Source organism: Streptomyces sp. NPDC054796 (assembly GCF_053611545.1).
In genome coordinates, this window is the sequence record NZ_JBSHAO010000021.1 from 30,047 (window position 1) to 52,362 (window position 22,316).

Here is a 22,316-nt window from a genome sequence, read left to right on the forward strand (position 1 = left end):
GACCGCGACAGGTGCGAGGATCGCCCCATGGCGGACGTCACCGAACGCATGCTGGCCCTGCTGTCAATGTTGCAGACGGGCCGGCCGTTCAGCGGAGAGGAACTGACCAGGCGGCTGGGCGTCAGCCCGCGGACCCTGCGCCGGGACGTCGACAGGCTGCGGGGGTACGGCTACCCCGTCGGGACCCGGCCGGGTCCCGGCGGCCACTACCGGCTCGCCGCCGGCCGGACCATGCCGCCGCTCGTCCTGGACGACGACGAGGCGGTGGCCACCCTGCTGGCGCTCGCCTCGCTCGCCGCCGTCGGCGCGTCCACGGAGGGCGGCATCGACGACGCCGCGACGCGGGCCTACGGCAAGCTGGACCAGTTCCTGCCTGCCCGGCTGCGGCCCCGGGCGACCGCCATCCGCGCCAGCCTGGAGGCCAGCCCCCAACCGGCCCCGAACGTCACCGCGCACCAGCTCGGCGTCGTCGCGGAGGCGATCGCGCACCGGGAGACGGTGACGTTCACCTACACCGACGCCCGCGGGGAGCGGACCGAGCGGCGGGTGGAGCCGCACCGTCAGGTACTCCACCATCTGCGCTGGTACCTGCTGGGCTGGGACACCGCACGCGAGGACTGGCGCGTGTTCCGCTTCGACCGGATCGACGGCCCGCTGCGGACCGGCGAACACCACGAGCCCAGGACACTGCCCGCCGAGTCCGCGGCGCAGTACCTGCGCCAGGGGTTCAGCAGGAACAGGGAGCCCGTCGTCCTCCTCGTCGACGCCCCGGCGGCCGACGTCGTCGACGCGCTGAAGCACGAGGACGCCGAGATCCGCTCCACGGACGACGGACGCACCCGCGTCACCCTGGCCCCGGACTCCTGGGAGTGGCTGCTCCTCAGCCTCGCCTTCCTCGACGCGGACTTCCACATCGGCGAGGGCACCCGATTCGCCGCGTTCTGCCGCGAGTTCGGGCACCGGCTCCTGGCCGCGACGTCCGGTCCCGCCGGTCCTGACCCACCCCTTTCGCCACCCGGGTGGGAGACGACCAGGCACAATGAAGTGTGATGAGCGACGACCCGTATGTGTGGCTGGAAGAGACCGAGAGCGACGCCGCACTGGCCTGGGTGGGCGAGCGGAACGCGGAGACGGTCGCGGAGCTGACGTCCGACCCCCGGTTCGAGGCACTGGAGAAGGCGGCACGGGAGGTGCTGGCCGACCCCGACCGCATCCCCTACGTGGCGCGGCGCGGCCCGTACCTCTACAACTTCTGGCGCGACGCCGACCGGCTCCGTGGCGTGTGGCGGCGGACCACCCCGGAGGAGTACCGCAAGCCCGACCCGCGATGGGAGCCGGTGCTGGACGTGGACGCGCTGGCCGAGACCGAGGGCGTGCCCTGGGTGTGGGCGGGCGCCTCGGTGCGGCGGCCCGACCGCAAGCGTGCGCTGGTGGAACTGTCCCGCGACGGAGGGGACGCCACCGTCGTGCGCGAGTTCGACATGGAGGGGCGCACGTTCGTCGAGGACGGCTTCCGACTGCCGGAGGCCAAGAGTTCCGTCGGCTGGATCGACGAGGATCACATCTACGTCGGCACCGACACGGGCCCCGGCGCGCTCACCGCCTCCGGCTACCCCCGCACCGTGCGCCGCTGGCGCCGTGGCACCCCGCTGGCCGAGGCACCCGTCGTCTTCGAGGGTGAGCACGAGGATGTGTCCGTCCATGTGTGGCACGACCCCACACCCGGGTTCGAGCGCGATCTGGCCGTCCGCAGCCGGGACTTCTGGCACCGCGAACGCTTCCTGCTCAGGCCGGACGCCGAACCGCTCCGCATCGAGGTTCCCGACGACGCCATGTGCCATGTCCACCGGGAGTGGCTCCTCGTCACCCTGCGCTCACCCTGGCTGGGCCGGCCCGCCGGAGCGCTGCTCGCCTTCGGCTTCGACGCCTTCCTGCGGGGCGAGCGGACACACGAGGTGCTCTTCGAGCCCGAGGAGGGCACCGTCCTGGAGGGCCACGCCACCACCCGCGGCCATGTGGTGCTGGAGACCCTCACCGACGTGTCCTCCCGTCTCGACGTGCTCACCCCGGGAACCGGGGGAGGCCCGTGGACGCGCACACCCCTGGGCGAGGTGCCGCCGCTGTCCACGGCCGTGGTGCGGGCGACCTCGCCCGACGAGGAGGGGGAGACCGGCGAGGAGATCCTGTTCGACGTCAGCGGCTTCCTCCAGCCCGCCACCCTCTACCGAGCCGTGGCCGGAGTACCAGGTGTGGAGACACTGAAGCGGGCACCGGCCCGCTTCGCCACCGATGATTTGTGCGTTCGCCAGCACTTCGCGGACTCGGCCGACGGCACCCGGGTGCCGTACTTCGTCGTCGGCCCGCGGGAGCAGGAGGGGCCTGTGCCCACCCTGCTGTACGGGTACGGCGGCTTCGAGGTGTCGCTCACACCCTTCCACTCCGCGGTGACCGGGAGGGGGTGGCTGGAGCGGGGCGGCGCCTATGTGGTGGCGAACATCCGCGGCGGCGGCGAGTACGGGCCCGACTGGCACCGTGCTGCGCTCGGCGCGGAGCGGGACCGCGCCTTCGAGGACTTCGCCGCCGTCGCCCGTGACCTGAGCGCGCGGGGCATCACGGCGCCCGAGCGGCTCGGCATCTCCGGGGGCAGCAACGGCGGCCTGCTGATGGGCGTCATGCTCACCCGCTACCCCGAGCTGTTCGGCGCGGTCGTGGCCGAGGTGCCGCTGCTGGACATGCTGCGCTACCACCGCCTCCTCGCGGGCGCCTCCTGGATGGCCGAGTACGGCGACCCCGACGACCCCGCCGACCGCGCACACCTGCTCCGCTGGTCCCCGTACCACAACCTGGACGCCGACCGCGCGTACCCGCCGCTGCTGCTGACGACCTCCACCCGAGACGACCGCGTCCACCCGGGCCACGCCCGCAAGATGGCCGCGCGGATGCGTGAACTCGGGCTCCCCGTGCGGTACTTCGAGAACATGGGCGGCGGACACGCCGGAGCCTCCGACCACGAGCAGGCCGCGTACATGCGGGCGCTGGTCCACAGCTTCCTGTGGCGGACGCTGAGCGAGGAGGGGCGCGTGCCGGACGGTGCCGCCGGGACCGGCGCGGGCTGACGAGGCGGGCCGGGGGAGGGCGCGGCGCATATCCGTCAGGTGGCCGGTGTCCGGCGGATCCCGCCGGGACGCTACCGGTCACCGTCCCGGCGGGAGGGCGGCGTCACAACTGGGTGCCGCCACCGTCCACCGCGAGTTCGGCGCCGGTGGTGTAGGTCGCGTCGAAGGCGAGGAAAACAGCGGCGCGCGCGACCTCCTCCGGATTCCCTATCCGACCCATCGGAATCTGGGCGGCGAAACTCGCGAACATTTCGTCCACCACCTCAGCGGGCAGGGTCTTGTACAGAATGCCCGTGTCGATCGGCCCCGGGCTCACCGCGTTGACACGTATGCCGCGCGGCAGCAGTTCGCGGGCCCAGGTGCGCGCCATCGACCGGAGGGCCGCCTTGGTGGCCGCGTAGACGCTGTGGTCCTGCTGCCCCAGCACGTTCGAGATGGAGGTGGTCAGCACCACGCCGCTGCCCTCGGCGAGCAGCGGCAGCAGCCGCTGCAAGGTGAAGTAGGGCCCCTTGGTATTGGCCGCGAAAATGGCGTCGTACGTCTCCTCGGTCATCGCCTCGAAGGACACCGAGTCGGTGATGCCCGCGTTCAGGAACACCGCGTCCAGTTGACCGAACACCTCCCCGGCCTTCGCTGCCAGGGCGTCGATGTCGGCTCGTGAAGTGGCGTCGCTGCGCACCGCGACCAGACCCTCTTTGCCCGCCGCTTCGAGCGCGTCTTCCTTGCGCCCCGTGACCATTACCTGAGCGCCCTCGGCCGCCAGCAGACGTGCGATCGACAGGCCGATTCCGCTGCTGCCACCGATGACGAGAGCGCGCTTCCCGTTGTACTTTTCCATGCCCCGATTCAAATCCCGGACCGGTGACGGCGTCCAAGACATGATCCGCAACCCGTCATGCACACGGTGCATGTTGGTACGCTCAAGGTGTGCGCGTTCCCGGATCGGACCTTGACCTGCGGCTTGTCGGCTACTTCACGGTTGTCGCGGAGCAGGCCAACTTCAGCCGTGCCGCCGCGGTGCTGCACGTCGCGCAGCCGTCACTGAGCCGCCAGATCCAGCGCCTCGAGGAACATCTGGGCGTGCGCCTCTTCGACCGCACCCCGCAGGGCAGCCTGCTCACGGAAGCCGGCCGTGCCTTTCTGCCGGAGGCCAAGGCGCTGCTCCAGGCAGCCCATCAGGCCGAGCTGACCGCCCGCGACGGTGCCACCCCGAGCGAGTTCACCATCGGGTACGTCGAGGACCTGGTCATCACCCACGCCGTGCGCCGGCTGCGGCACCGGCACCCGACGGCCCGCATCCGCACCCGCCACCTGGCGTGGAACGACGCCCACGCCCTCGCCGACCGCCGCGTGGACGCCCTCGTCGCCCGCGCCCCGCTGCCCTTCCCCGCCGACCGCCTGCGCCTCACCGAACTGTGGACCGAGCCACGGGTCCTCGTCGTCTCCGCGGACCACCGCCTGGCCGGGAAGGAGTCGGTGACCGTCGATGACATCAGCGCGGAAGTCCTGCCGCAGTGCCCCAGCGCGGTTCCGGAGTGGAGCGATTTCGCCCGCCTGGAGCCGCGCCCGGACGGCGTTCCGGCTCCCAGCGCGCCGATCGACTACGAATCGTTCGAGGACAAGCTCGACCTCGTGGCCGAGGAGCGGACGGTACTGATCCTGGCCGCGGGCGACCGGCGGCCCCAGCTGCGCCCCGGCCTGACCACCGTGCCCATCGAGGGCATCGACCCGGTCCGCGTCGTCCTGGCGACCCGCTCGGCCGAGGCACACCCCCTGATCGACGATTTCCGCGACGCCTGGTCGTCGTCCGGCACACCCGTTCCTCCGCATCGCTGAGCAGCAGGGCACTCAGCCAGTGGCGGGCCGCGCGGTGCGGCTGCCGGGCCCGTGGGTGCCGGTCTCGTGCGTGGCGGCCCAGGAGGCGAGCAGGCGAAGCCCCTCCTCGCTGGGGGAGCCGGGCTCGGCGGTGTAGATCGTCATGCTGAGCCCGGGTTCGGCGGCCGGCTCCAGGGCCTCGTAGGCGAGGGTGAGGTCGCCGACCACGGAGTGGTGGAACCGTTTGGTGCCCGTGCCGTGGCGGCGGACGTTGTGGGCACCCCAGCGGGAGCGGAATTCCGCGCTGCGGGTGGACAGCTCCCCGATGAGGTCGTGCAGGCCCTTGTCGTGGGGGTCCCGGCCCGCCTCGCGGCGCAGTATGGCCACCGCCATGTCGCCGAACAGTTCCCAGTCGGGGTAGAACCGGCGGGAGGCCGCGTCGAGGAAGTTGAACCGGGCCAGATTGCGCTGGTTGTCGGGCTCGGCGAAGAGGTCGGTGTAGAAGGCGCGGGCGAGCGGGTTGGCGGCGAGGATGTCCATCCGGCCGTTGCACACGACCGCGGGCCCCGCCGTGATCGCGTCCAGGGTCCATTGGAGGCTGCGGTGCGGGGCCCACTGCGGTGCGGTGGTGCGGCGCCGGGGCCGGGTGAGCGCTTCGGTGCCGTCGGCGGCCTGCGCCAGGTGGAGGAGGTGGGCGCGCTCGGCCTCGTCGAGCTGGAGCGCACGGGCGACGGCTTCGAGGACGGCCGGGGAGACACCGGCGAGGTGACCGCGCTCCAGCTTGGCGTAGTACTCGACGCTGACGTCCGCCAGGGCCGCGACCTCACTGCGGCGCAGTCCGGGCACACGTCGCCGTGGCCCGGCGGGCAGCCCGGCCTGTCGCGGGGTGATCTTGGCTCGCCGCGAGGTGAGGAACTCGCGGACCTCTTCACGGTTGTCCACACCTCGACGGTACGTCCCGTCCGCCGGGGGAGGGGTGTACCGCTGGTACACCCCTCATCGGTGACTCGCTGCGCGCGCGGAACGGCGTTTTCCTGGAGGGCGTGGCTCTTCGTCCGGCCGTGCACGCGGCGGGGCGAGGGCCCGCCCCACCGGAGTACGGGCCGCGGCCTCGCCGCCCGCCTCCGGGACGCGACAGCACGCGGCGCCCGTCGCCGGTTCACCCGTTTGCCGGACGCCGGACGCCCCCGTACGTAAGGAACTCTTTCTCATGCGCGGAGCAGTGATTCACGCCCCCGGCGATGTGCGCTTCGAGACCGTGGCGGACGCGAAGATACTCAAGCCCACGGATGCGGTCATCCGCACGGCTGTGACCTGCGTGTGCGGCTCGGACCTGTGGCCCTACCGGGGCGCGGAGCCGACCGACGAGGCGCACCCGATGGGCCACGAGTACGTCGGCTTCGTGGAGGAGGTCGGCTCCGAGGTCACGAACGTCGAGCCGGGCCAGTTCGTCGTCGGCTCCTTCGCCACCTCGGACAACGCCTGCGCGAACTGCCGCAACGGCTTCCAGTCGAACTGCCTGAACGTCGAGTTCATGAGCACCTGCCAGGCCGAGTACGTGCGCATCCCCAACGCGCAGGGCACTCTCGTGGCCACCGACGGGGTGCCGGGCGAGGAGCTGTGGCCCGACCTGCTGGCCGTCTCCGATGTGCTGGGCACCGGCTGGTGGGCCGCCGAGGCGGCCCAGGTCACACCGGGTTCCACCGCTGTGATCGTCGGTGACGGCGCGGTCGGCCTGTGCGCGGTGATCGCGGCGAAGGAGTTCGGCGCCGAGCGGATCATCGCCATGTCGCGGCACGAGCCCCGGCAGCAGCTCGCCCTGGAGTTCGGCGCCACCGACATCGTCACCGAACGTGGCGAGGACGGTGCGGAGCGGATCAAGGAGCTGACAGGCGGTGTCGGCGCCGACAGCGTGCTGGAGTGCGTGGGCACAGCGCAGGCCATGCGGCAGGCACTGCACTCCACCCGTCCCGGCGGCAACGTCGGCTTCGTCGGCGTTCCGCACGAGGTGGCCGTCGACGGACAGGAGCTGTTCTTCTCCCACGTCGGCCTGCGCGGCGGTCCGGCGCCCGTGCGCCGCTACCTGCCCGACCTGATCGACCGCGTCCTGACCGGCCGGATCGACCCCGGCAAGGTCTTCGACCTCACCCTGCCGCTGGAGCGGGTCGCCGAGGGCTACCAGGCGATGGACGAGCGCCGCGCCATCAAGACGCTCCTCAAGCCCTGACCCCGGCCGGGGGTGCCGGGGCCCCGGCCGGGTGCCCCCGGGCGCCCATGACGCTTCACAGACAAGGAACGGCCATGCAGATCACCCGAAGCTCGATCGACACCGTCAAGGGTCCCGCCGACTGGTTCACCGGCGACGTCTACATCGACGCCGTCGCCTCGGCCCCCGCCCCGTCCCGGGTCAGCGCCGGCCTGGTGCACTTCATGCCCGGCGCGCGCACCCACTGGCACCGGCACCCGCTGGGGCAGACCGTCTTCGTCACCGAGGGCGTCGGCCTGTGCCAGCGCAGGGGCGGGCCGGTCGAGGTCATCAGGCCCGGTGACCGCGTGCTCTTCGAGGCCGGCGAGGAGCACTGGCACGGCGCCGCGCCCAACCGGCTCATGGTGCACGTGGCCATCAACGAGGGCGACGCCGACCACGACGTCGTCCACTGGCTGACCCCCGTCACCGACGAGGAGTACGCCGCCGCTCCGGCCCTGGGCTGAAGGGGCCCGAGAGGGAGCGGTACGGCCGGAGTCAGCTCAGCAGCGGAGTGGGATTCCAGTATTCGCGCTGAGCTGACAGAAGGCCCTGGGCGTCGTACTCGAAAACCGTGCTTCCGCGGACACTGAAGCGGATGCCCCCCGCTTTCCTCTCCCCGTCGAGAGTGGCCTTCGCCGTACCGCTCATGGTCCACTCCATGAACGAGCTGCGGCCCGAAGCCCATTCACCGTGCACATCGACACGCATGTCGGGCACGTTGCTCAGCCATCCCGAGAGGAAGTCGCCGAGTTCCCGCTTTCCGGAGCAGGTGGTCACGCCCCCGAACTCCTCATACAGGATGTCCTCGGAGACCGAGGCGAGGAACGGGGCGAGGTCGTGGCGGTGCAGTGCTTCGACGATGACGTGGTGGATGTGCTGCCACGGCACGTGTTCGCTCGTGGGATCTGTCGTTCCGGGGTTGAGATCGTCTGTGGTCATGAGGCCACTCCTTCCGTGTGCGGGCCAAAGGGAAAGGCGTGCCCGCTCGTGCGTGAGCGGGCGGGGGTTCATCCGGAGGACCACGTGAGCGCGTCCACGTAGTCCGGTTCGGTCATGGGTGCGGCCAGGAGATCGCGAGGAATCCGGAACGCCCGGACGAGTCGCTCCACATGGGGCAGGACGGCGTCGTACAGCGAGCGGCGGACGCTGGACAGATCCCGCAGGTCCGCTGCCCCGATCAGACCGTGGGCGGCATAGGAGGCGGCATGGGCTTCGAGGTCGTTCAGGCAGTGGAGTGCGCCGAGCTGCCGGAGCAGCCGCTGGGCTGACGGGTCGTCGATGCCGCGGAGCCTGTGGTGGGACACTTCCAGCAGGACACGGTGGACATGTGCGTCCACCAGTTGTTCCCCGTCCAGGATCAGGTCGTTCTCGTGGGCGAACCGTTCCTCGTCCGTCGGGTGACCGTCCGGCGGACCGGTCCGCGGAGGCAGCGCGGAGCGCAGACGCTCTTCACGGGCGTGGGCCAGTGCGAGCCAGCCGGAGATGTCGGTGGGGTTCGCGGGCGGGCGGGGCACGGTACCGGGGCCGGGAGGCGTGCGGCTCTGCCGCGACAGCACGCGGCCGATGTCGAGGCGCAGCAGGCCGCTGTCCCCGGTACCGGGGTGCAGGACGTGCAGCAGGTCCGCGTACTCGGTGAGCCGGTTGGCGGGGAAGAGGGCGAAGAGACCGCACGACCGGCGGCACGAGGCGACGATGTGCTCGGCCTCGGCGCAGACCGCGACCTTCGCCACCGCCAGAAGATGGGGTCCTCGCGGGTCTTCCGGGCCCGGTGCGGGAGGCGTACCGGTCAGCTCGGCGGTACACGTCTCCTGCGCGTGGTGGGCCAGTGCGCTGATGAGGTAGGCCGTGGCGAGGGAATCCAGCAGCGCACGCTGCTGGTTGCGGTGTGCCAGGGCGGGCTTTCCCGGGACCGGGCAGCCCGAGGTCCGCCGCTGCCTCGCGAAGGTGAGGGCGATGTCCACGGCGGCCCGTGCGACGGACGCGGCGGCGGAGGCCGCCGCTGTCCATGTGCTCGGGGAGATGCTGTTGGGGGGACCCAGCCCGCTGTCCGGCCGGGTGCTGGAGCGGACGAGGACGCCGTCGTCGCGCGCCGCGAGATCTTCGGAGAGCAGGGCGCCGACGGGCAGTTCCGCACCGTCGAATGTGATCAAGGAGTAGTCGAGCGGGATGCCCGCCACGTCCGGCAGCGCGGTGACGCGGACTCCGGGGCGGATCCCGTCGGCGTCGCGCAAGGGCAGCAGGAAGGCATGGACGCCGTGGTCGGTGCCCTCGGAACGCACGCGGGCGAGGACCACCGCGGTCTTGTCCACGCCGTCGAGCGCGGCACCCGGCATGATCTTCCGTGCTGACGCGTCCGGGGTGTGCAGTGTGAAGCGCCTCGTCCCGGGGGCGTGGCGCGCCTCGGTGCGGGGGGCACCGGGGCTGTTGCTGCTGCCGTGCCCCGCCTCCGTACCCAGGACCAGGCCGATGGCCCGCATCGTGTCCAGCCGCGCCAGCTCCGCCCGGGTCTCCGGACCGCCGTAGCGCATGACCGAGCCGAGCGCGTAACAGTGGTGGATCAGCAGCGGGCCGACGAGGGTGGGATCGGCCACCGCCACCCATTCCTCCAGCGCGAAGAACCGCCGCGGATTCCGCATCAGCGCGCTCCCGGTGCCCAGCGCGGCGTTGAGTCCGCGCATCCTGCGGTACAGCTCCCGGTGGCGCCCCGGTCCGCCGGCGGCGCGGGGACGGGGGAGCAGCACCGAGGCCACGGCCCGGCGCAGTTCCGGGTCGCGGGAGGCGGGGTCGTTCCCCGTGAGAAACGCCCGCAGTCGCTGGTCGGTAGCGTCGTCCATCGGTCTCCTCCGGCCGTCTGCCTCGATGGGCCGGATGCAGCATGCGGGGAGCCGCTGACCGCTCCGCTGACATCCAGGGGTCAGCTCACCGGTCAGCGGCCCCGTAAGCCGCCGCGCGAAGACTGCTGCGAACCGGGTGCGGCCGGTGCGCCACGGGCGGACACCCCTGACGCGTCGTGCCGCCGAGCCGAGCCGAGCCGCATAGCCGCATCGAGCCGAGCCGCGCCGAACCAACGCCGTACGCGGAGGGAGCACTTCTGTATGAAGTCGTCGAACCATACGAACGGCCAGCGGGACAGTCAGGGCGACGGACAGGCGATCGCCGTCGTCGGAATGGGGGTGGCGCTGCCCGGAGCGAGCAGCCCGGAGGAGATGTGGCACCTGCTGAACGAACCGGTGGTCACCTTCACCGAACCCGGCGGCCGGTACCGGAACGAATCGTTCTGGAACGGCGATCCCAGTGCTGAGGACAGCACCTATGTGCGCACCAGCGGGTTCATCGGAGAACGCGCGTTCCGGCCCCATCCGCACGTCGCCGAAGAGCTGCGGTCCGGACGGCTGCGACCGGGGCAGCACAGCCTGATCTGGCTGCGGCACTGCCTGGCACAGGCGACCTCGGAAGTGCGTCTGCGGGACGACGACCGCTGCGCCTTCTACCTGGGCAGTGCCGGAGCGGGCAGCCAACAGGACGAGGAGACCGCGCTGGTGGAGGCCGTGGCCCACGGCGTCGCGGCGTCCCGGGCGAACGGAACCGGCACCGCATCCGGCGAACCTCGCGGAGCACAAGCACAGGACCGCCGGGAACAGGTGCGCCGCAGGCTGCGGGCACACTACGTGAACGCGGCCACACGTCCCGCCGACATCCTGCCGGACCGGCTCGCCCGGCACGTCGCCGCTGATCTGCTGCCGGGCGTGCACGAATTCGCGTCCGTCGACGCCGCCTGCGCCTCGGCCCTCCAGGCCATCGACCTCGGTGTGCACAGCCTGCTGTCGGGCGACACGAGCGTGGCCTGCTGCGGTTCCTTCTTCTCGGTCGGCCCCCGGTTCAACGTCCTCTTCTCGAAGCTCAGCGGTCTGTCGCCGACGGGCGACGTCCAGGTCTTTGACGCCAGCGCGAACGGAACCCTGTTCAGCGACGGCGCCACGATGGTCGTGTTGAAGCGACTGGACCGCGCGCGGGCCGACAAGGACCCTGTCCTGGGCATCGTCGCCGGTTCCGGTTCCTCCTCGGACGGAGCGGGCAAGGCCATCTACGCCCCGAACCCGCGCGGTCAGCGGCTCTGCCTGGAGAGGGCCCGCCGTTCCTCCGCCCTGGGGCCGGAAGACATCGACTGGGTGATCGCGCACGGGACCGGGACGGTCAACGGCGATCTGACCGAACTCTCGGTCCTGGAGGAGACCGCCCCCGAGAACGGCTACCTCGCCACCTCGGGGAAGTCGGTCGTGGGCCATGCGGCGTGGGCCTCCGGCGGAGTGTCCTTCATCCACGCACTCCTGGCGCTGAAGCACGGCAGCATCCCGGCACAACACCGCTTCACCGTCCCGTCGGAGACGGCCGAAGAGAGCACGCACGTCAGGATCCCCAGGGCGAGTGTGCCGTTCCGGCGCCGCTCCGGACGCCCCCGCACCGTGGGTGTCTCAGCGATCGGCTTCGGCGGCATCAACTCCCACATGATCCTCCAGGGCGCCGAGGCACAGCCCCGGACGCCGCACGGCGGGAACACGGGATGGCATCAGCCGCTGGCCGTCGTGGCGTGGACAGCTCTGCTGCCCGGAGAACCGGACCTCGACGGCATCCGATCCGTTCTGGCCCACGGGCCCGAGGAACACCATCGGTGCTTCCCCGACCCGCTCACGCCGCCAAGCTTCGCCGAGTCGCGGCTTCCCCCTTACGCGCTGCGGAACATCGACCGCGGTCAGCAGCTCCTGCTGAGGACAGCGGCGAAGTTCGTGGCCGAGCACGGCGAACTCTGGGGTCCCGTACGGGACATGACCGGTGTCATCACCGCCCAGACGGGACCTTCGCGTCTGTTCATGGACAGTGCCGTCCGGTGCTACGCCCGCGACCTCGCCCTGCACGGCGACCCCGCTGACGCGGAGGCCATGCGTCTTTTCCTCGACCGCGTACGTCACTCCTCACCGGCCAGCGCGGCAGGCACCTTGACGGGCATCCAGCCGAACATCCTCGGAGCACGGATCGCCAGCCGCTACGACCTTCACGGCCTGACGTCGAATGTCGACGCCGCCGACAGCGCGGGGGACATGGCGCTGCACGTGGCATCACGTCATCTGTGCGGTGGCCGCCTGGACATGGCGCTGGTCGCCGGACTGAACGCCAATTCAGGACCGGACTTCGCGGCGGCCGTGGAGCGGTCACCGCATCACATCGCCGAAGGCTGCTTCCTCGTCGCCCTCACCAGGGAGCCGGTGGCCGAGGAACACGGCTGGCCCGTCATCGGCCGCCTCACGGTCGGTACGGACGGCCGGCGGGGCACCTCGGACGAGGCGTCGCCCCCGCGGCTGCCGGAGCCCGACGGCCGGCCCACCTATCTGGGCGGAGACGGGATCGCCCGGGTGATCGAAGCACTGGAACTGGCCGGGGAGCCGCCCGCCCGCACTCCGCCGTCGCGGTTCACACCCCGGGTACGGATCGAACCGGCCGGGACCTCCGAGCCGGTCTCACTGACGCACTGACGCACTGACGCACTGACCTGTCGAAGGAGTCGGAACATGCACGTTCCTCCCAAGGAAAAGCTGATCGAAGAACTGCGTGAGTTCTACGCGTCGGAGCTGGAATACCCCGTGGACGTCGTCACCGCCGACAGCGAGTTCGAGGCGGAACTCGGGGTGGACTCGCTCCACCAGATCACGCTCCTGGGCTGGGCCCTGGAACGCTACGGGTTCAGCGATGTCATCGACGGTCTGCGGGCTCCCGAGTACGCGACGGTGACGGCCGTCGCGGACCTGGTCCTCAGCCTGGCGGAGGACCGGTGAGGAACAAGGAGTCCCCGGTACCGTCCGCCGTCCGGCCGCAGGGGGAGGGAACCGGGGACCCCACCTCGGCCGCCCTGTCCCGTGAACGGCGATCGGCGGACCGCGAACGGTTCTCGCGGCAGGACCGGGCGCTGTGCGCCGCCTACGGCGGTGGGCGGCGGCCGAGGGTGCCGCCCACCCTGCTCGTGGAGTACGGAGTGGAGGCGGCGCACGCGCTGCTGCCGGGCACCTGGTGGCTCGCTTCGCTGACCGGCGTCGAGGTCGGTCCGGCTACCGGTACCTCCACCGGACCGTGCGTCCGAGCGGAGAAGCCGCCTGTGCGCGAGGGCGCTCGCGCGGCCGTCCCCGTGGCGGTCGCCCTCTCTCCGGAGACGACGGGTGAACCGGCCGCCGACCGGTCGCTGCGGCTCAGGGCGACAGTCCACCTCCGCCGGGAGATCCGGGTGGACCGTCCCGATGACGCGGTACGGACGGGCCACCCTGCCGGGGAGTACGTGGGGCGGTTCCGGCCGCGGACGGCGGGACAGCCACCGGAGACACCGCAGGCCGTCCCGAGCGGGTACCGTACCCCGCTCCTCGCCCTGAACAGCCTGTGGTGCCTCGCGCTCACGGCGGAGCGGACGCGCGACAGGGACGGAGCGGAACCGGCCCTCTCCTTCTCCTGCGAGCGCTTCTCCTGCGAGCGCGTCGACTTCTTCACCAGTTGCGACGACAGAGAGCTGGTGTGTCTCTTCGGGAAGCTCGCGCTGACACGCGTACCCGCGGGGCCGCACGGTGGCCCGTTCTGCGCGGCCGTGGCCCCGGACGGACGCACCCTCATCACCTGCACGAACGCCGTGCACACCACGACGGCCTGACCGCCCCGGAGGAGAGAGCGACATGAGGACCGGACTGCGTCCCCGGCAGCGATTCACCGCTCGGCGGACGGTGTCTCCGCACATCATCAGAATGTTCGGGGAGCTGACCGGCGACGTGAACAGCCGGCACATGAGCGGGGAAACCGACCGGCCACCCCTCGCGCACGGCCTCTATCTGCTGGCCACGCTCCTTCCGATGTTCACCGACGGGCTGGACATGGTGGGACACCGCCTCGACATCGACGTACGGGGTCCGGCATACGCGGGGGACGAGGTGACGGCCACCATCACGGTGCGCTCCGTGCGCCCGGCTGGCGCGTTCGGCGACACGGCCACGCTCACCTTCGACCTGCGGAACCAGCGGGAGAAGGTACTGGCGACAGGGAGCCTGGACATCCTGGCAACCCCTCGCCCGGACACCGCGGAAAGCCGCACGGAGCACCGGCCGCCACGGGCAGCGGCTGCCCGCGGCACGCCTGAACCGACCCCGACGGCCGCCCCCGAGGAGGCCCCGTGAACCGCGTCGACGCCTGGGTACTGCGCCCCGGCAAAGCAGGAGCGCCCTCACAGCCGGGGCAACTGGAGCGGACCCGGCTGACGCTGCGGGCGGCACAGGACGACGAGGCGCTGGTCGAGCCGCTGCTGGGGTCATGGGAAGCGAACATGACGCACGCGGTGAACCGGTCCCCCGTCGACGTGTGCCGCCAGCGCAACGACCCGTACCTCATCCTGGGCAACACCGGTGTGGTGCGGGTGCTGCGGCCTGCCAGGGAAGGACCGACCGCCGCCGAGGGGGACGTCTGCCTGGTGCTGCCGTTCGGCAAGCGTGATCCGGACGGCTACGCCGAACTGATCCACGCCTACGACGCACCCGGAACGCACGGTGTGCTCGCGACCCGTACCCTCATGCCCGGCGACGGCCTCCTCCCGGTGGACCCCGACAGCCGATACCCCCTGTCCCGCTGGGTCCACTACAGCCGGTACTTCACCGCCTGGGACAACTGGTCCGTCGCACACGCATGCTGGCGCAGCCAGATGCCCACGGCCGACCCCTCCTCGCATCTGGTCTTCGCCTGGGGCGGTGGAGTGGCCCTCGCCGAGGTGGACCTGGCCCGGCGGAACGGCTTCCGCACGGCCATGACGGCGAGCAGCGACGAGCGGCTGGCACTCATCGGCGAACTGGGCATCACCCCGGTGGACCGGCGGAACTACCCCGGTCTCGGGAACGAGGGGGAGAGCAGCGCCGCCATCCGCCGGTCGCGGCTGTCGGAACGCGCACTGCTGCGGCTGCTCCACGAACTGAGCGACGGCCGGGGCTGCTCGGTCATCATCGACAACATCGGTGGCCCGCTGCATCCCACGACACTCCGTGCGCTCGGCAGGCAGGGCGTCGTCTCCACGTGCGGCTGGAAGGCCGGCATGCGGCTGTCGGTGGGACGAGCCACCGAGTGCCAACGTCGCCATGTGCACGTACATACGCACAGTTGGCGGTACGAGGACTCGCCCGCCATCCGCTCCTTCTCCGAGGCAACCGGCTGGCTCGCCCCGTCGGAGGCGATCGACACCTACTCCTTCGACGACGTGCCCCGGCTCGCCCAGGAGTACGCCGACGCGAAGGTGCACTCCTACTTCCAGCAGTTCCGGGTCAACGACGTGTGAGCGTGGCCGACGGGATCCGAAGCGGAGGACCTGAAGGATGAAAGAACCGCTGCACCCCACAGAACCACTGGCCGCTGTCGTCGGGATGGGCATCATCGTCCCCGGCGCTTCCTCGCCCGAGGAGTACTGGAATGTGCTGGTGGACGGGCACGCCCCCTTCAGCGAACCGAGCGCCTTCGACATCGGCGACTTCCACTCGGAGGACCACCGAGAGGCGGACAAGGTACGCGGCCGCGTCTCCGCCTATCTGCACTCGGACGTGCCGCGGACGGGCACTCCCGGCGGGCCGGCGGACGGAGAGGCCAGCCGGGTGGAGACCTGGCTGCGGCACTGCCTCGCACAAGCGCTCCAGGATGTCCGTGTGCCGTCGGCGGAACCGGTGCTGTGCTCCATGGCCGTCCAGCCCTTCGGCATCCTGGAACTGGAGGAAGCCCTCGCCCGTAAGGGGCTGTTCCGGCTGCTCGCCGAGGTACCGGACGAGCACGGGGCGGGGCCTTCTCCTGAGCCGGGGGAGTCCCCCGTACCCGCACGGTGGCTGCCCCGCGAACTGGTCCGCTGTGCTGCCCGTGGCCTCCTGCCCCGTGACACGGACGTACTCGCTGTCGACTCGGCGTGCTCCTCCGGAATGGCCGCGATCGACGCGGGGCTCCGGGCGGTCTGGTCGAGCACACACGGCATCGCTGTGTGCGGCGGCTCCTTCGCCCTCACCCCCGCGGTACTGATCGGTACGACGCAGACCGACGGCCAGAGTTCCGGCGGCGCCCTGGCCCCCTTCGACGAGGATGCGAACGGGACCCTGTTCGGCGACGGGGCGGCCGTCGTCGTCCTCAAGCGTCTCGACCTGGCCCGCCGGGACAACGACACCGTGCACGCCGTGGTCGTCGGCAGCGGAATGTCCCACGACGGGCGGGGCAAGGGAATCAACGCCCCCGATGTCCACGGCCAGAGCATCGCGTTGACCAGGGCCCTGGAATCGTGCGACCTGGATCCGGAAGCCGTGCGCTGGGTGGTGTCCCACGGCACCAGCACACCGCTCGGTGACGCGACGGAGACCATGTCGGTCAACAGGGCCTACCCCCCGACGGGCGACGAAGGCCCCCGCTACCTCACCTCCAACAAGAACCTGATCGGGCACGGCTCCGCGGCAGCGGGGCCCGCTTCCCTGATCCACGCGGTGCTCGGGCTCCGGCACCGGACCGTACCCGCCCAGCGTGACCACCGCGCCCCCTCGGCACGTTGCGACCTTGGCGAGGACCTCCAGGTCCCGGTGTCGCACACCCCGCTCGACGGAAACGGCAGTGAGCCTCCCTTCGTGGGCGTGAACGGCTTCGGGCTGGGCGGCACGAACATCCACACCCTTGTCGCCCCGGACCCGGAGTCCGCGCGTGAACACACGTCGAGCCCGGCAGCCGAGGACGGAGACACCGAGGCGATCGCTCTCGTCGGATGTGCGGCGGACGTGCCCGGAGGCGCGACGGCCGAGGAGCTGCGCGCCTGGCTGCTCGGCGAGGCGGAGGCATCTCCGCCCGCGAGGTTCGCCGGGGGCTACCCACAGCCGGCGGCCGGGGAGTTCCTGATCCCAGGCCCCCAACTGCACGCGCTCGACGAGAGCCATGTCTCCGCGCTGCGGCTCTTCTCGGAGCTGACCTCGGGGCGGGAGGAGGAACTGTCCGCCCTGCGCCCCACCACGGGCGTGTTCGCGGCGCACTTCGGCCCCACCGAGGCCCATCTGCGACTGGTTCTGCGCTGCCACGCCGATGCGGTCCGCCGCTCCCCGGCGGGCCGCGCGGCCGACCCGAGCGGTGAGCGGTGGGAGAAGGTCCTTTCGGAACTGCGGGCGGCGCACGGGATCAGCCGCTACTCCCTCGCCGGATCCCTCATCAACCTGACGGCCGCGCAGGTGTCGAAGCACTACGGACTGATGGGACCGGCGTTCGCGCTCGAAGGGGAGAACTCGGGGGGCGACGCCCTACGGGTGGCCAGGACCTACCTCCTCACCGGCGCCATCGACCTCGCGTACGTGGTCGCCTTCAACGGCATGGGACGCGAACGGGCCTCTTTCGTACAGGGCCAGGCCATGCCGTTCTCCGGGGAGCACCACATCGCCGAGGGCGGCTTCGGGGTGCTGCTCGCACGGGCCGGTACCCGGCGCGCTCTGGGGCTCCCGGACCTCGGCGAGCTTTCCCCCGCCCTGGTGGAGCGGTCCGCCGTGCCGGCCTGGACCACCGGCTGTCCGGGGCGCACCTACCTCTGCGCGGACGGTCTGCTCACCTTCCTGGCCGAGCGGTTCCGCGCCATTTCCGACACCGACCACAGGCGATCCGCCGTGTGAACAGGAGCGAAGCATGCGTTCTCCATCCGAGGACAGGGCCGGGGCGAAGCAGCCGGGCCCCCGCCGTTCCGTACTGGTGACGGGCGGGAACCGGGGCATCGGCCTCGCGACAGCACTCCGGCTGAGGGAGACCGGCCACAAGGTGGCCGTGACGTACCGGCGTGGCGCTCCCCCCGAGGGCTTCTTCGCGGTCCGGTGCGACATACGGGACAACGAGGAGCTGACGCACGCGGTGAAGCAAGTGAAGGAGTACCAAGGCGCTCCGGAAATCATCGTGGCGAACGCGGGAATGCTGCACGAGAGCGCCATGAACGCCACCTCCGACGCGGATTTCGATGACCTCATCGAGACGAACACCAAATCGGCCCTGCGCCTGGCCCGGCTGGGCATCGGCGGAATGCTGAGGGCACGCTGGGGCCGGTTGATCTACATTTCCTCGATGGCCGCCTTCAGCGGTGCCCCCGGGGTGACCGCATATGCGGCGTCGAAGGCGGCGCTCTTGGGAATGACCCGGACGCTCGCCTGGGAACTGGGACGTCACGGGATCACGGTCAATGTGGTCGTCCCGGGGATCATCGACACCGAAATGACGCAGCATCTCGACGAGGATCAGCGGGACTGGTATCTACGGGGGACTCCGCTGGCGCGGACGGGCACCGCTGACGAAGTGGCGGCGGCGGTCGGATTCCTCGCGGACGAGTCGGCCTCCTTCATCACCGGAGCCACCGTCCCCGTCAGCGGTGGTCTGGGAGTCGGCCTCTGAACGGATGGGGGCATGTGTGTTCCCCGGCGCTTGAGCGCCGGGGAACACATTCCGGGAGGATTTCAGGCGGATTCCCGGAGAAGGTCGGTCAAGGCCGAACGGAACTTGCGAGTCGGCCGTACGCCGAGTTCGCGCATCAGCCGGGCACCGAACTCCCGGTGCACGTGCAGCCCATGAGCCTGTCGCCCCGAACGGAAGAGCGCGACCGAAAGCTGCCTGTGGAACGTCTCGTTGAGAGGGTTCCGCTCGCACAGCTCCAGCAGTTCCGGCACGGCGAAATCGAAGTCACCGATACTCAGAGCGCATTCGAGGCGTTTCCTCTCCACCGACAGCCTCAGCTCCTCCCACTGACTGCGCAGGATGCGGGTTTCCATGCCGAGTTCCCAGCCCGCCATCGGAGTTCCCCGCCAGAGGGAGAGCGCCTTGGCCGCCCGGCGCATGACGCTACGCTGATCTCCTCCTGCGCGAGCTGACCGGATCACCTCTGTCGCCTGGTGTTCGAACGCCAGGAAATCGACGACTCCCTGGTCGACCGCCAGCACGTATCCGGGGGAACAACTGGCCAGGGACACGTCCTGAGCAAGGAATCCCCACGACCGGAGGTCCCTGCGCAGCCTGGAGATCTGCGCCTGAAGTGCGTTGCGTGAGTCGGCGGGGGGATGCTCCGGCCAGGCCTCGTCGACCAGGCGCTGATACTCGACCCGCTTTCCGTCGGCCGCCAGAAGCGTGACGAGAAGGTTGAAGCGTCGTGCCCGAGGCAGTGCCACGCTTCCGCGTTTCCCATGAACGACCGGGGGGCCAAGGAAGTGCAGGGACTGTCTCGGGTGTGTTGCCGAACAGGATGAGAATACATCGGCTGAATCGTTTTCCCGCTGGCGCAGTAAATCTGAGCCAGTCACTTTCTCCATGATCACCCTCCAAGGGGCATTGCCGTGTTTCGCCGTTCCGTCGGCATCGCCCCTTTTCCTCCGTATGGCCTGCGGCGGGGTCGCAGGCAGCACGTACTTCTCACGGAAACATGAAACATTCCCTTGCGGTAGGGTGATGACACATGAAGGCGTGAACACGTTGAACACCACGGCTTCGCGCAGAAACGGCCCCTCGGGAGTGCGCAGATACCCCTTACGGCATCACGCGCCCCTGCGATCCCGCGCGCACATCATTCTGTTTTCTCCTGGTTGCCCTTCCGGTGCCGGACTCTCTAGGCTGACGTGCCGGGTGAAAGTGTTCTCCCAGGAAGAACAATTGCCACCTAGGAGCTTGTATGCCGCGCCGCCGCGTGCCCAACAAGCATCTGCCCCGTCTGCTCGCCGAGGCGGAATGGTCGGGTCGTTCTCTCGCCCAGGAGGTCAACGCACGGGGGCACGCACAGGGCCTCCCGCTGCGCTACGACAGAACCTCGGTGGCTCACTGGGCGGCGGGCTCCCGGCCCCGGAGCCCTGTGCCCGCCCTCGTCGCGCAGGCGCTGACCGCGCGCACCGGACGCCTGGTGACCGAGGCGGAGACGGGACTTCTCCCGGCGAAGCGCTCGGCCGAGCAAGCGGTCACCGACCTGGTCTCGGACAGTGACCCGGTCCGGCGGCTGGCGTCCATGAGCCGAGCCGATACCGACCCCCGGCGGCGACAGTCGCTGCGCCGTCTGGTGTACGAACCGTCGCTCACCTGCGTACCGCCCCAGCACGCGCCCGGTGAAGCACCGCCGTCGCGGGACGAGAGCCCGCGGGCCGTCGCGGACGGAGCCCTGGTCGCGGACGGTGCTCTGACGGACATGGTCACGGTCTTCTGGCAGCAGATGGAGTTGTACGGCGGTCTCCATGCCCGCACGGCGCTGGCGACCTACCTGGCGGACGACGGAGTATCAGCGCTGACCGGCGTGCGGGACGAGGCGCGACAGCGGAGGCTGCTGGCCGACGTCGCCCTCGGCACGCACGTCCTGGGGATGATGAGCGCGGACAGCAACCTGCACGGGCTCGGACAGCGTTACTACCGCACAGCGGCCGAGATCGCGGCGCACGCAGGCGCCGCCACCCTCGAGGCCACCGTGCTGCGGGCGATGAGCACCCAGGCGTCCCGGCTGGGATTCCACGAGCGGGCACTGGCACTCTCGGTCAGAGCCATGGAGGTGACACGGCGCTGCGACTCTCCCATGGTGCGGGCCTTCGTCCTGGCCCAGCGTGCCGCCGCATACGCCGGGACCATGCAGCGGCGTGCGGCACTGGACGACCTGACCTCGGCGGAGCGTGCTCTGAGCGACTCGTCACCGGCCTCCGCCCCCCAGCTCGTCTCCTACCCGCTGGCTGCCCTGCGCTTCCAAGAAGGCCAGGCACTGCTGGCCCTCGGCGAGACGAAGGCCGCCATCAGGGCGCTGGAGACATCGCTGGACCACCGCCTTCCCGACCAGCGCCGGGCCAGGGTACTGACGCGGGCCCGGCTGGCACAGATCCGGCTGGGGGCGGGAAACCTCGACGCGGGCTGCCACGACTGCGCCCTGTTCCTCGACGAGGTCTCGCACCTCTCCTCCCCGCGGGCCATTTCGGCCATCAGCACCTTGCAGTCCGCGCTGCGCCCGTTCCACCGTTACCGGCCGGCCCATGCGCTGTTGAGCCGTTCCCGCCATGTGCAGGCACAGGCCACGCGGGGCACGGCGACGCCCAAGAGCGTCTTCGTCGCGACACCTTCCAGGGGGCGGTGAGGACCTCAGAACACCCGGTCCCGCCTGATGTGATGGGGGATCAGGTCCAGGAAGGCGTGCAGCGTGCGCGTCGGGGGGCGGGTGGCCGATGTCACCACGCTGAGGGTCCAGGAGAGTTGGGCGTCCGCGAGCGGCACGGTCCGCACGGCCGTTCCCGCCGACTCCGCGAACTCGGGGGACAGAAAGGCGATGCCGAGTCCGTTGGCCACGTATTGCGGGATCGTGGTGATGTCGGACACCTCGATGAGGACGCGTCTGGTGAGTTCGGCCCGGCTGAAGGCGTGGTCCACTGTCTCCCGTTGCCCGAAGCCGATCGGCATGTCGACGAAGGTCTCACCCGCGATGTCGGCCAGTCGGGCGGCCGACCGGCCTGCCAGTGGGTGGTCCGCGGGCACGAGCAGTTGCAGGTCGTACTTCTTGATCGCCTTGGCCACCAGGTGCTTGTCACGGACCTCGGTGCCGACGAAGGCGGCATCGACATGACTTTCCCTGATTCTCTCGATCAAGCCGGCGGTGCCTCGCTGTGACGTCTCCATCCGCAGCCGCACGTCCGGATGACGCCGGTGGAAATCGCCCGCCAGGGCGGGGACGTCGATGACCGTCAGACCGCTGAGGACGCCCACCGACAGGCTGCCGCGCAGACCGGCCGACCGGGGCTCGACGGCCGCCCGGGCCCGGTCGAGGGCCTCCAGGGCCGCGCGCGCCTCGGGCAGGAAGGCCGCTCCGGCCTCGGTCAGCCGGACGGAGCGCGTCGACCGCAGGACGAGTTCGGCCTTCAGGTCGCTCTCCAGCGCTTTGACGCCCGCGGACAGCGTCGACTGCGTGACGTGGAGGCGCTGAGCCGCCCGCGTGAAGTTCAGCTCTTCCGCGACGGCGACGAAGTACTCCAGTCTCCTCTGATCCACACGCCCTCTTTAATCGGTTCTATCGATTACGGCATCGCAATCTTTCGTTGGACACGATATCTGACCGACGTGACTATGGGTGTGCGGACCGGCGCCGAGCC

At 70.7% G+C, this 22,316-nt stretch carries 19 protein-coding genes; 13 read left to right on the forward strand and 6 right to left on the reverse strand.

Annotation, left to right across the window (positions count from 1 at the left end; translation table 11 throughout):
• Positions 1-27: 27 nt before the first annotated feature.
• Complete coding sequence (locus tag ACWGJ2_RS19085; protein ID WP_453347293.1) at positions 28-1,050, forward strand: helix-turn-helix transcriptional regulator; 1,023 nt, start codon at positions 28-30, stop codon at positions 1,048-1,050.
• On the forward strand, positions 1,050-3,116 hold the full coding sequence (locus tag ACWGJ2_RS19090; RefSeq protein WP_453347294.1) for a prolyl oligopeptidase family serine peptidase: 2,067 nt from the start codon (positions 1,050-1,052) through the stop codon (positions 3,114-3,116). Before ACWGJ2_RS19085 ends, ACWGJ2_RS19090 begins: the two co-directional genes overlap by 1 nt.
• Before the next feature lie 103 nt (positions 3,117-3,219).
• Here the strand turns inward: ACWGJ2_RS19090 and ACWGJ2_RS19095 are convergent, their stop codons facing one another.
• Positions 3,220-3,954, reverse strand: a complete 735-nt coding sequence (locus tag ACWGJ2_RS19095) for an SDR family oxidoreductase (RefSeq protein WP_453347295.1) — start codon at positions 3,952-3,954, stop codon at positions 3,220-3,222.
• Between the two features lie 89 nt (positions 3,955-4,043).
• Here ACWGJ2_RS19095 and ACWGJ2_RS19100 point away from each other — a divergent pair, with 89 nt between their 5' ends.
• Entirely contained in the window at positions 4,044-4,952 is a 909-nt protein-coding gene (locus tag ACWGJ2_RS19100; RefSeq protein WP_453347296.1) for a LysR family transcriptional regulator, read from the forward strand.
• 12 nt (positions 4,953-4,964) lie between these two features.
• Here ACWGJ2_RS19100 and ACWGJ2_RS19105 read toward each other — a convergent pair whose 3' ends face one another.
• Complete coding sequence (locus ACWGJ2_RS19105) at positions 4,965-5,873, reverse strand: helix-turn-helix domain-containing protein (protein WP_453347297.1); 909 nt, start codon at positions 5,871-5,873, stop codon at positions 4,965-4,967.
• Positions 5,874-6,141: 268 nt separating this feature from the next.
• On the opposite strand from ACWGJ2_RS19105, the gene ACWGJ2_RS19110 reads away from it, so the two are divergent.
• Together ACWGJ2_RS19110 and ACWGJ2_RS19115 are read left to right on the forward strand one after the other, a co-directional pair.
• Positions 6,142-7,158 carry a zinc-dependent alcohol dehydrogenase family protein gene (locus ACWGJ2_RS19110; protein ID WP_453347298.1) on the forward strand — a complete coding sequence of 339 codons (1,017 nt, stop codon included), beginning with the start codon at positions 6,142-6,144 and terminating at the stop codon, positions 7,156-7,158.
• 74 nt (positions 7,159-7,232) lie between these two features.
• Entirely contained in the window at positions 7,233-7,643 is a 411-nt protein-coding gene (locus tag ACWGJ2_RS19115; protein ID WP_453347299.1) for a (R)-mandelonitrile lyase, read from the forward strand.
• A gap of 31 nt (positions 7,644-7,674) precedes the next feature.
• Here the strand turns inward: ACWGJ2_RS19115 and ACWGJ2_RS19120 are convergent, their stop codons facing one another.
• Complete coding sequence (locus ACWGJ2_RS19120) at positions 7,675-8,118, reverse strand: nuclear transport factor 2 family protein (protein ID WP_453347300.1); 444 nt, start codon at positions 8,116-8,118, stop codon at positions 7,675-7,677.
• 68 nt (positions 8,119-8,186) lie between these two features.
• On the reverse strand, positions 8,187-10,013 hold the full coding sequence (locus ACWGJ2_RS19125; protein WP_453347301.1) for an acyl-CoA dehydrogenase: 1,827 nt from the start codon (positions 10,011-10,013) through the stop codon (positions 8,187-8,189).
• Between the two features lie 261 nt (positions 10,014-10,274).
• On the opposite strand from ACWGJ2_RS19125, the gene ACWGJ2_RS19130 reads away from it, so the two are divergent.
• The 7 genes from ACWGJ2_RS19130 (at position 10,275) to ACWGJ2_RS19160 (ending at position 18,618) form a co-directional block, all read left to right on the forward strand.
• On the forward strand, positions 10,275-12,707 hold the full coding sequence (locus ACWGJ2_RS19130) for a beta-ketoacyl synthase N-terminal-like domain-containing protein (protein WP_453347302.1): 2,433 nt from the start codon (positions 10,275-10,277) through the stop codon (positions 12,705-12,707).
• A 36-nt stretch (positions 12,708-12,743) separates the two neighbouring features.
• Positions 12,744-13,007 carry an acyl carrier protein gene (locus tag ACWGJ2_RS19135; RefSeq protein WP_453347303.1) on the forward strand — a complete coding sequence of 88 codons (264 nt, stop codon included), beginning with the start codon at positions 12,744-12,746 and terminating at the stop codon, positions 13,005-13,007.
• Positions 13,004-13,864, forward strand: coding sequence for a hypothetical protein (locus tag ACWGJ2_RS19140; protein WP_453347304.1), 861 nt, complete (start codon positions 13,004-13,006; stop codon positions 13,862-13,864). Before ACWGJ2_RS19135 ends, ACWGJ2_RS19140 begins: the two co-directional genes overlap by 4 nt.
• Positions 13,865-13,994: 130 nt before the next feature.
• A complete protein-coding gene (locus ACWGJ2_RS19145) occupies positions 13,995-14,381 on the forward strand; it encodes a hypothetical protein (RefSeq protein ID WP_453347305.1) in 387 nt (128 codons plus the stop codon).
• Positions 14,378-15,523, forward strand: coding sequence for a zinc-binding alcohol dehydrogenase family protein (locus tag ACWGJ2_RS19150; RefSeq protein WP_453347306.1), 1,146 nt, complete (start codon positions 14,378-14,380; stop codon positions 15,521-15,523). Before ACWGJ2_RS19145 ends, ACWGJ2_RS19150 begins: the two co-directional genes overlap by 4 nt.
• A gap of 37 nt (positions 15,524-15,560) precedes the next feature.
• Positions 15,561-17,855: a beta-ketoacyl [acyl carrier protein] synthase domain-containing protein gene (locus tag ACWGJ2_RS19155; RefSeq protein ID WP_453347307.1), complete on the forward strand. Its 2,295-nt coding sequence runs from the start codon at positions 15,561-15,563 to the stop codon at positions 17,853-17,855.
• Between the two features lie 13 nt (positions 17,856-17,868).
• Positions 17,869-18,618, forward strand: a complete 750-nt coding sequence (locus tag ACWGJ2_RS19160; protein WP_453347308.1) for an SDR family oxidoreductase — start codon at positions 17,869-17,871, stop codon at positions 18,616-18,618.
• Between the two features lie 62 nt (positions 18,619-18,680).
• Here the strand turns inward: ACWGJ2_RS19160 and ACWGJ2_RS19165 are convergent, their stop codons facing one another.
• Positions 18,681-19,385 carry an AfsR/SARP family transcriptional regulator gene (locus ACWGJ2_RS19165; protein ID WP_453347309.1) on the reverse strand — a complete coding sequence of 235 codons (705 nt, stop codon included), beginning with the start codon at positions 19,383-19,385 and terminating at the stop codon, positions 18,681-18,683.
• A 497-nt stretch (positions 19,386-19,882) separates the two neighbouring features.
• Here ACWGJ2_RS19165 and ACWGJ2_RS19170 point away from each other — a divergent pair, with 497 nt between their 5' ends.
• The gene (locus ACWGJ2_RS19170; RefSeq protein WP_453347310.1) at positions 19,883-21,310 is read left to right on the forward strand and encodes a hypothetical protein; all 1,428 of its coding nucleotides are present in this window, start codon (positions 19,883-19,885) and stop codon (positions 21,308-21,310) included.
• A 5-nt stretch (positions 21,311-21,315) separates the two neighbouring features.
• On the opposite strand, the gene ACWGJ2_RS19175 is transcribed toward ACWGJ2_RS19170, so the two are convergent.
• Positions 21,316-22,215, reverse strand: a complete 900-nt coding sequence (locus ACWGJ2_RS19175; protein ID WP_453347311.1) for a LysR family transcriptional regulator — start codon at positions 22,213-22,215, stop codon at positions 21,316-21,318.
• Between the last annotated feature and the right edge of the window lie 101 nt (positions 22,216-22,316).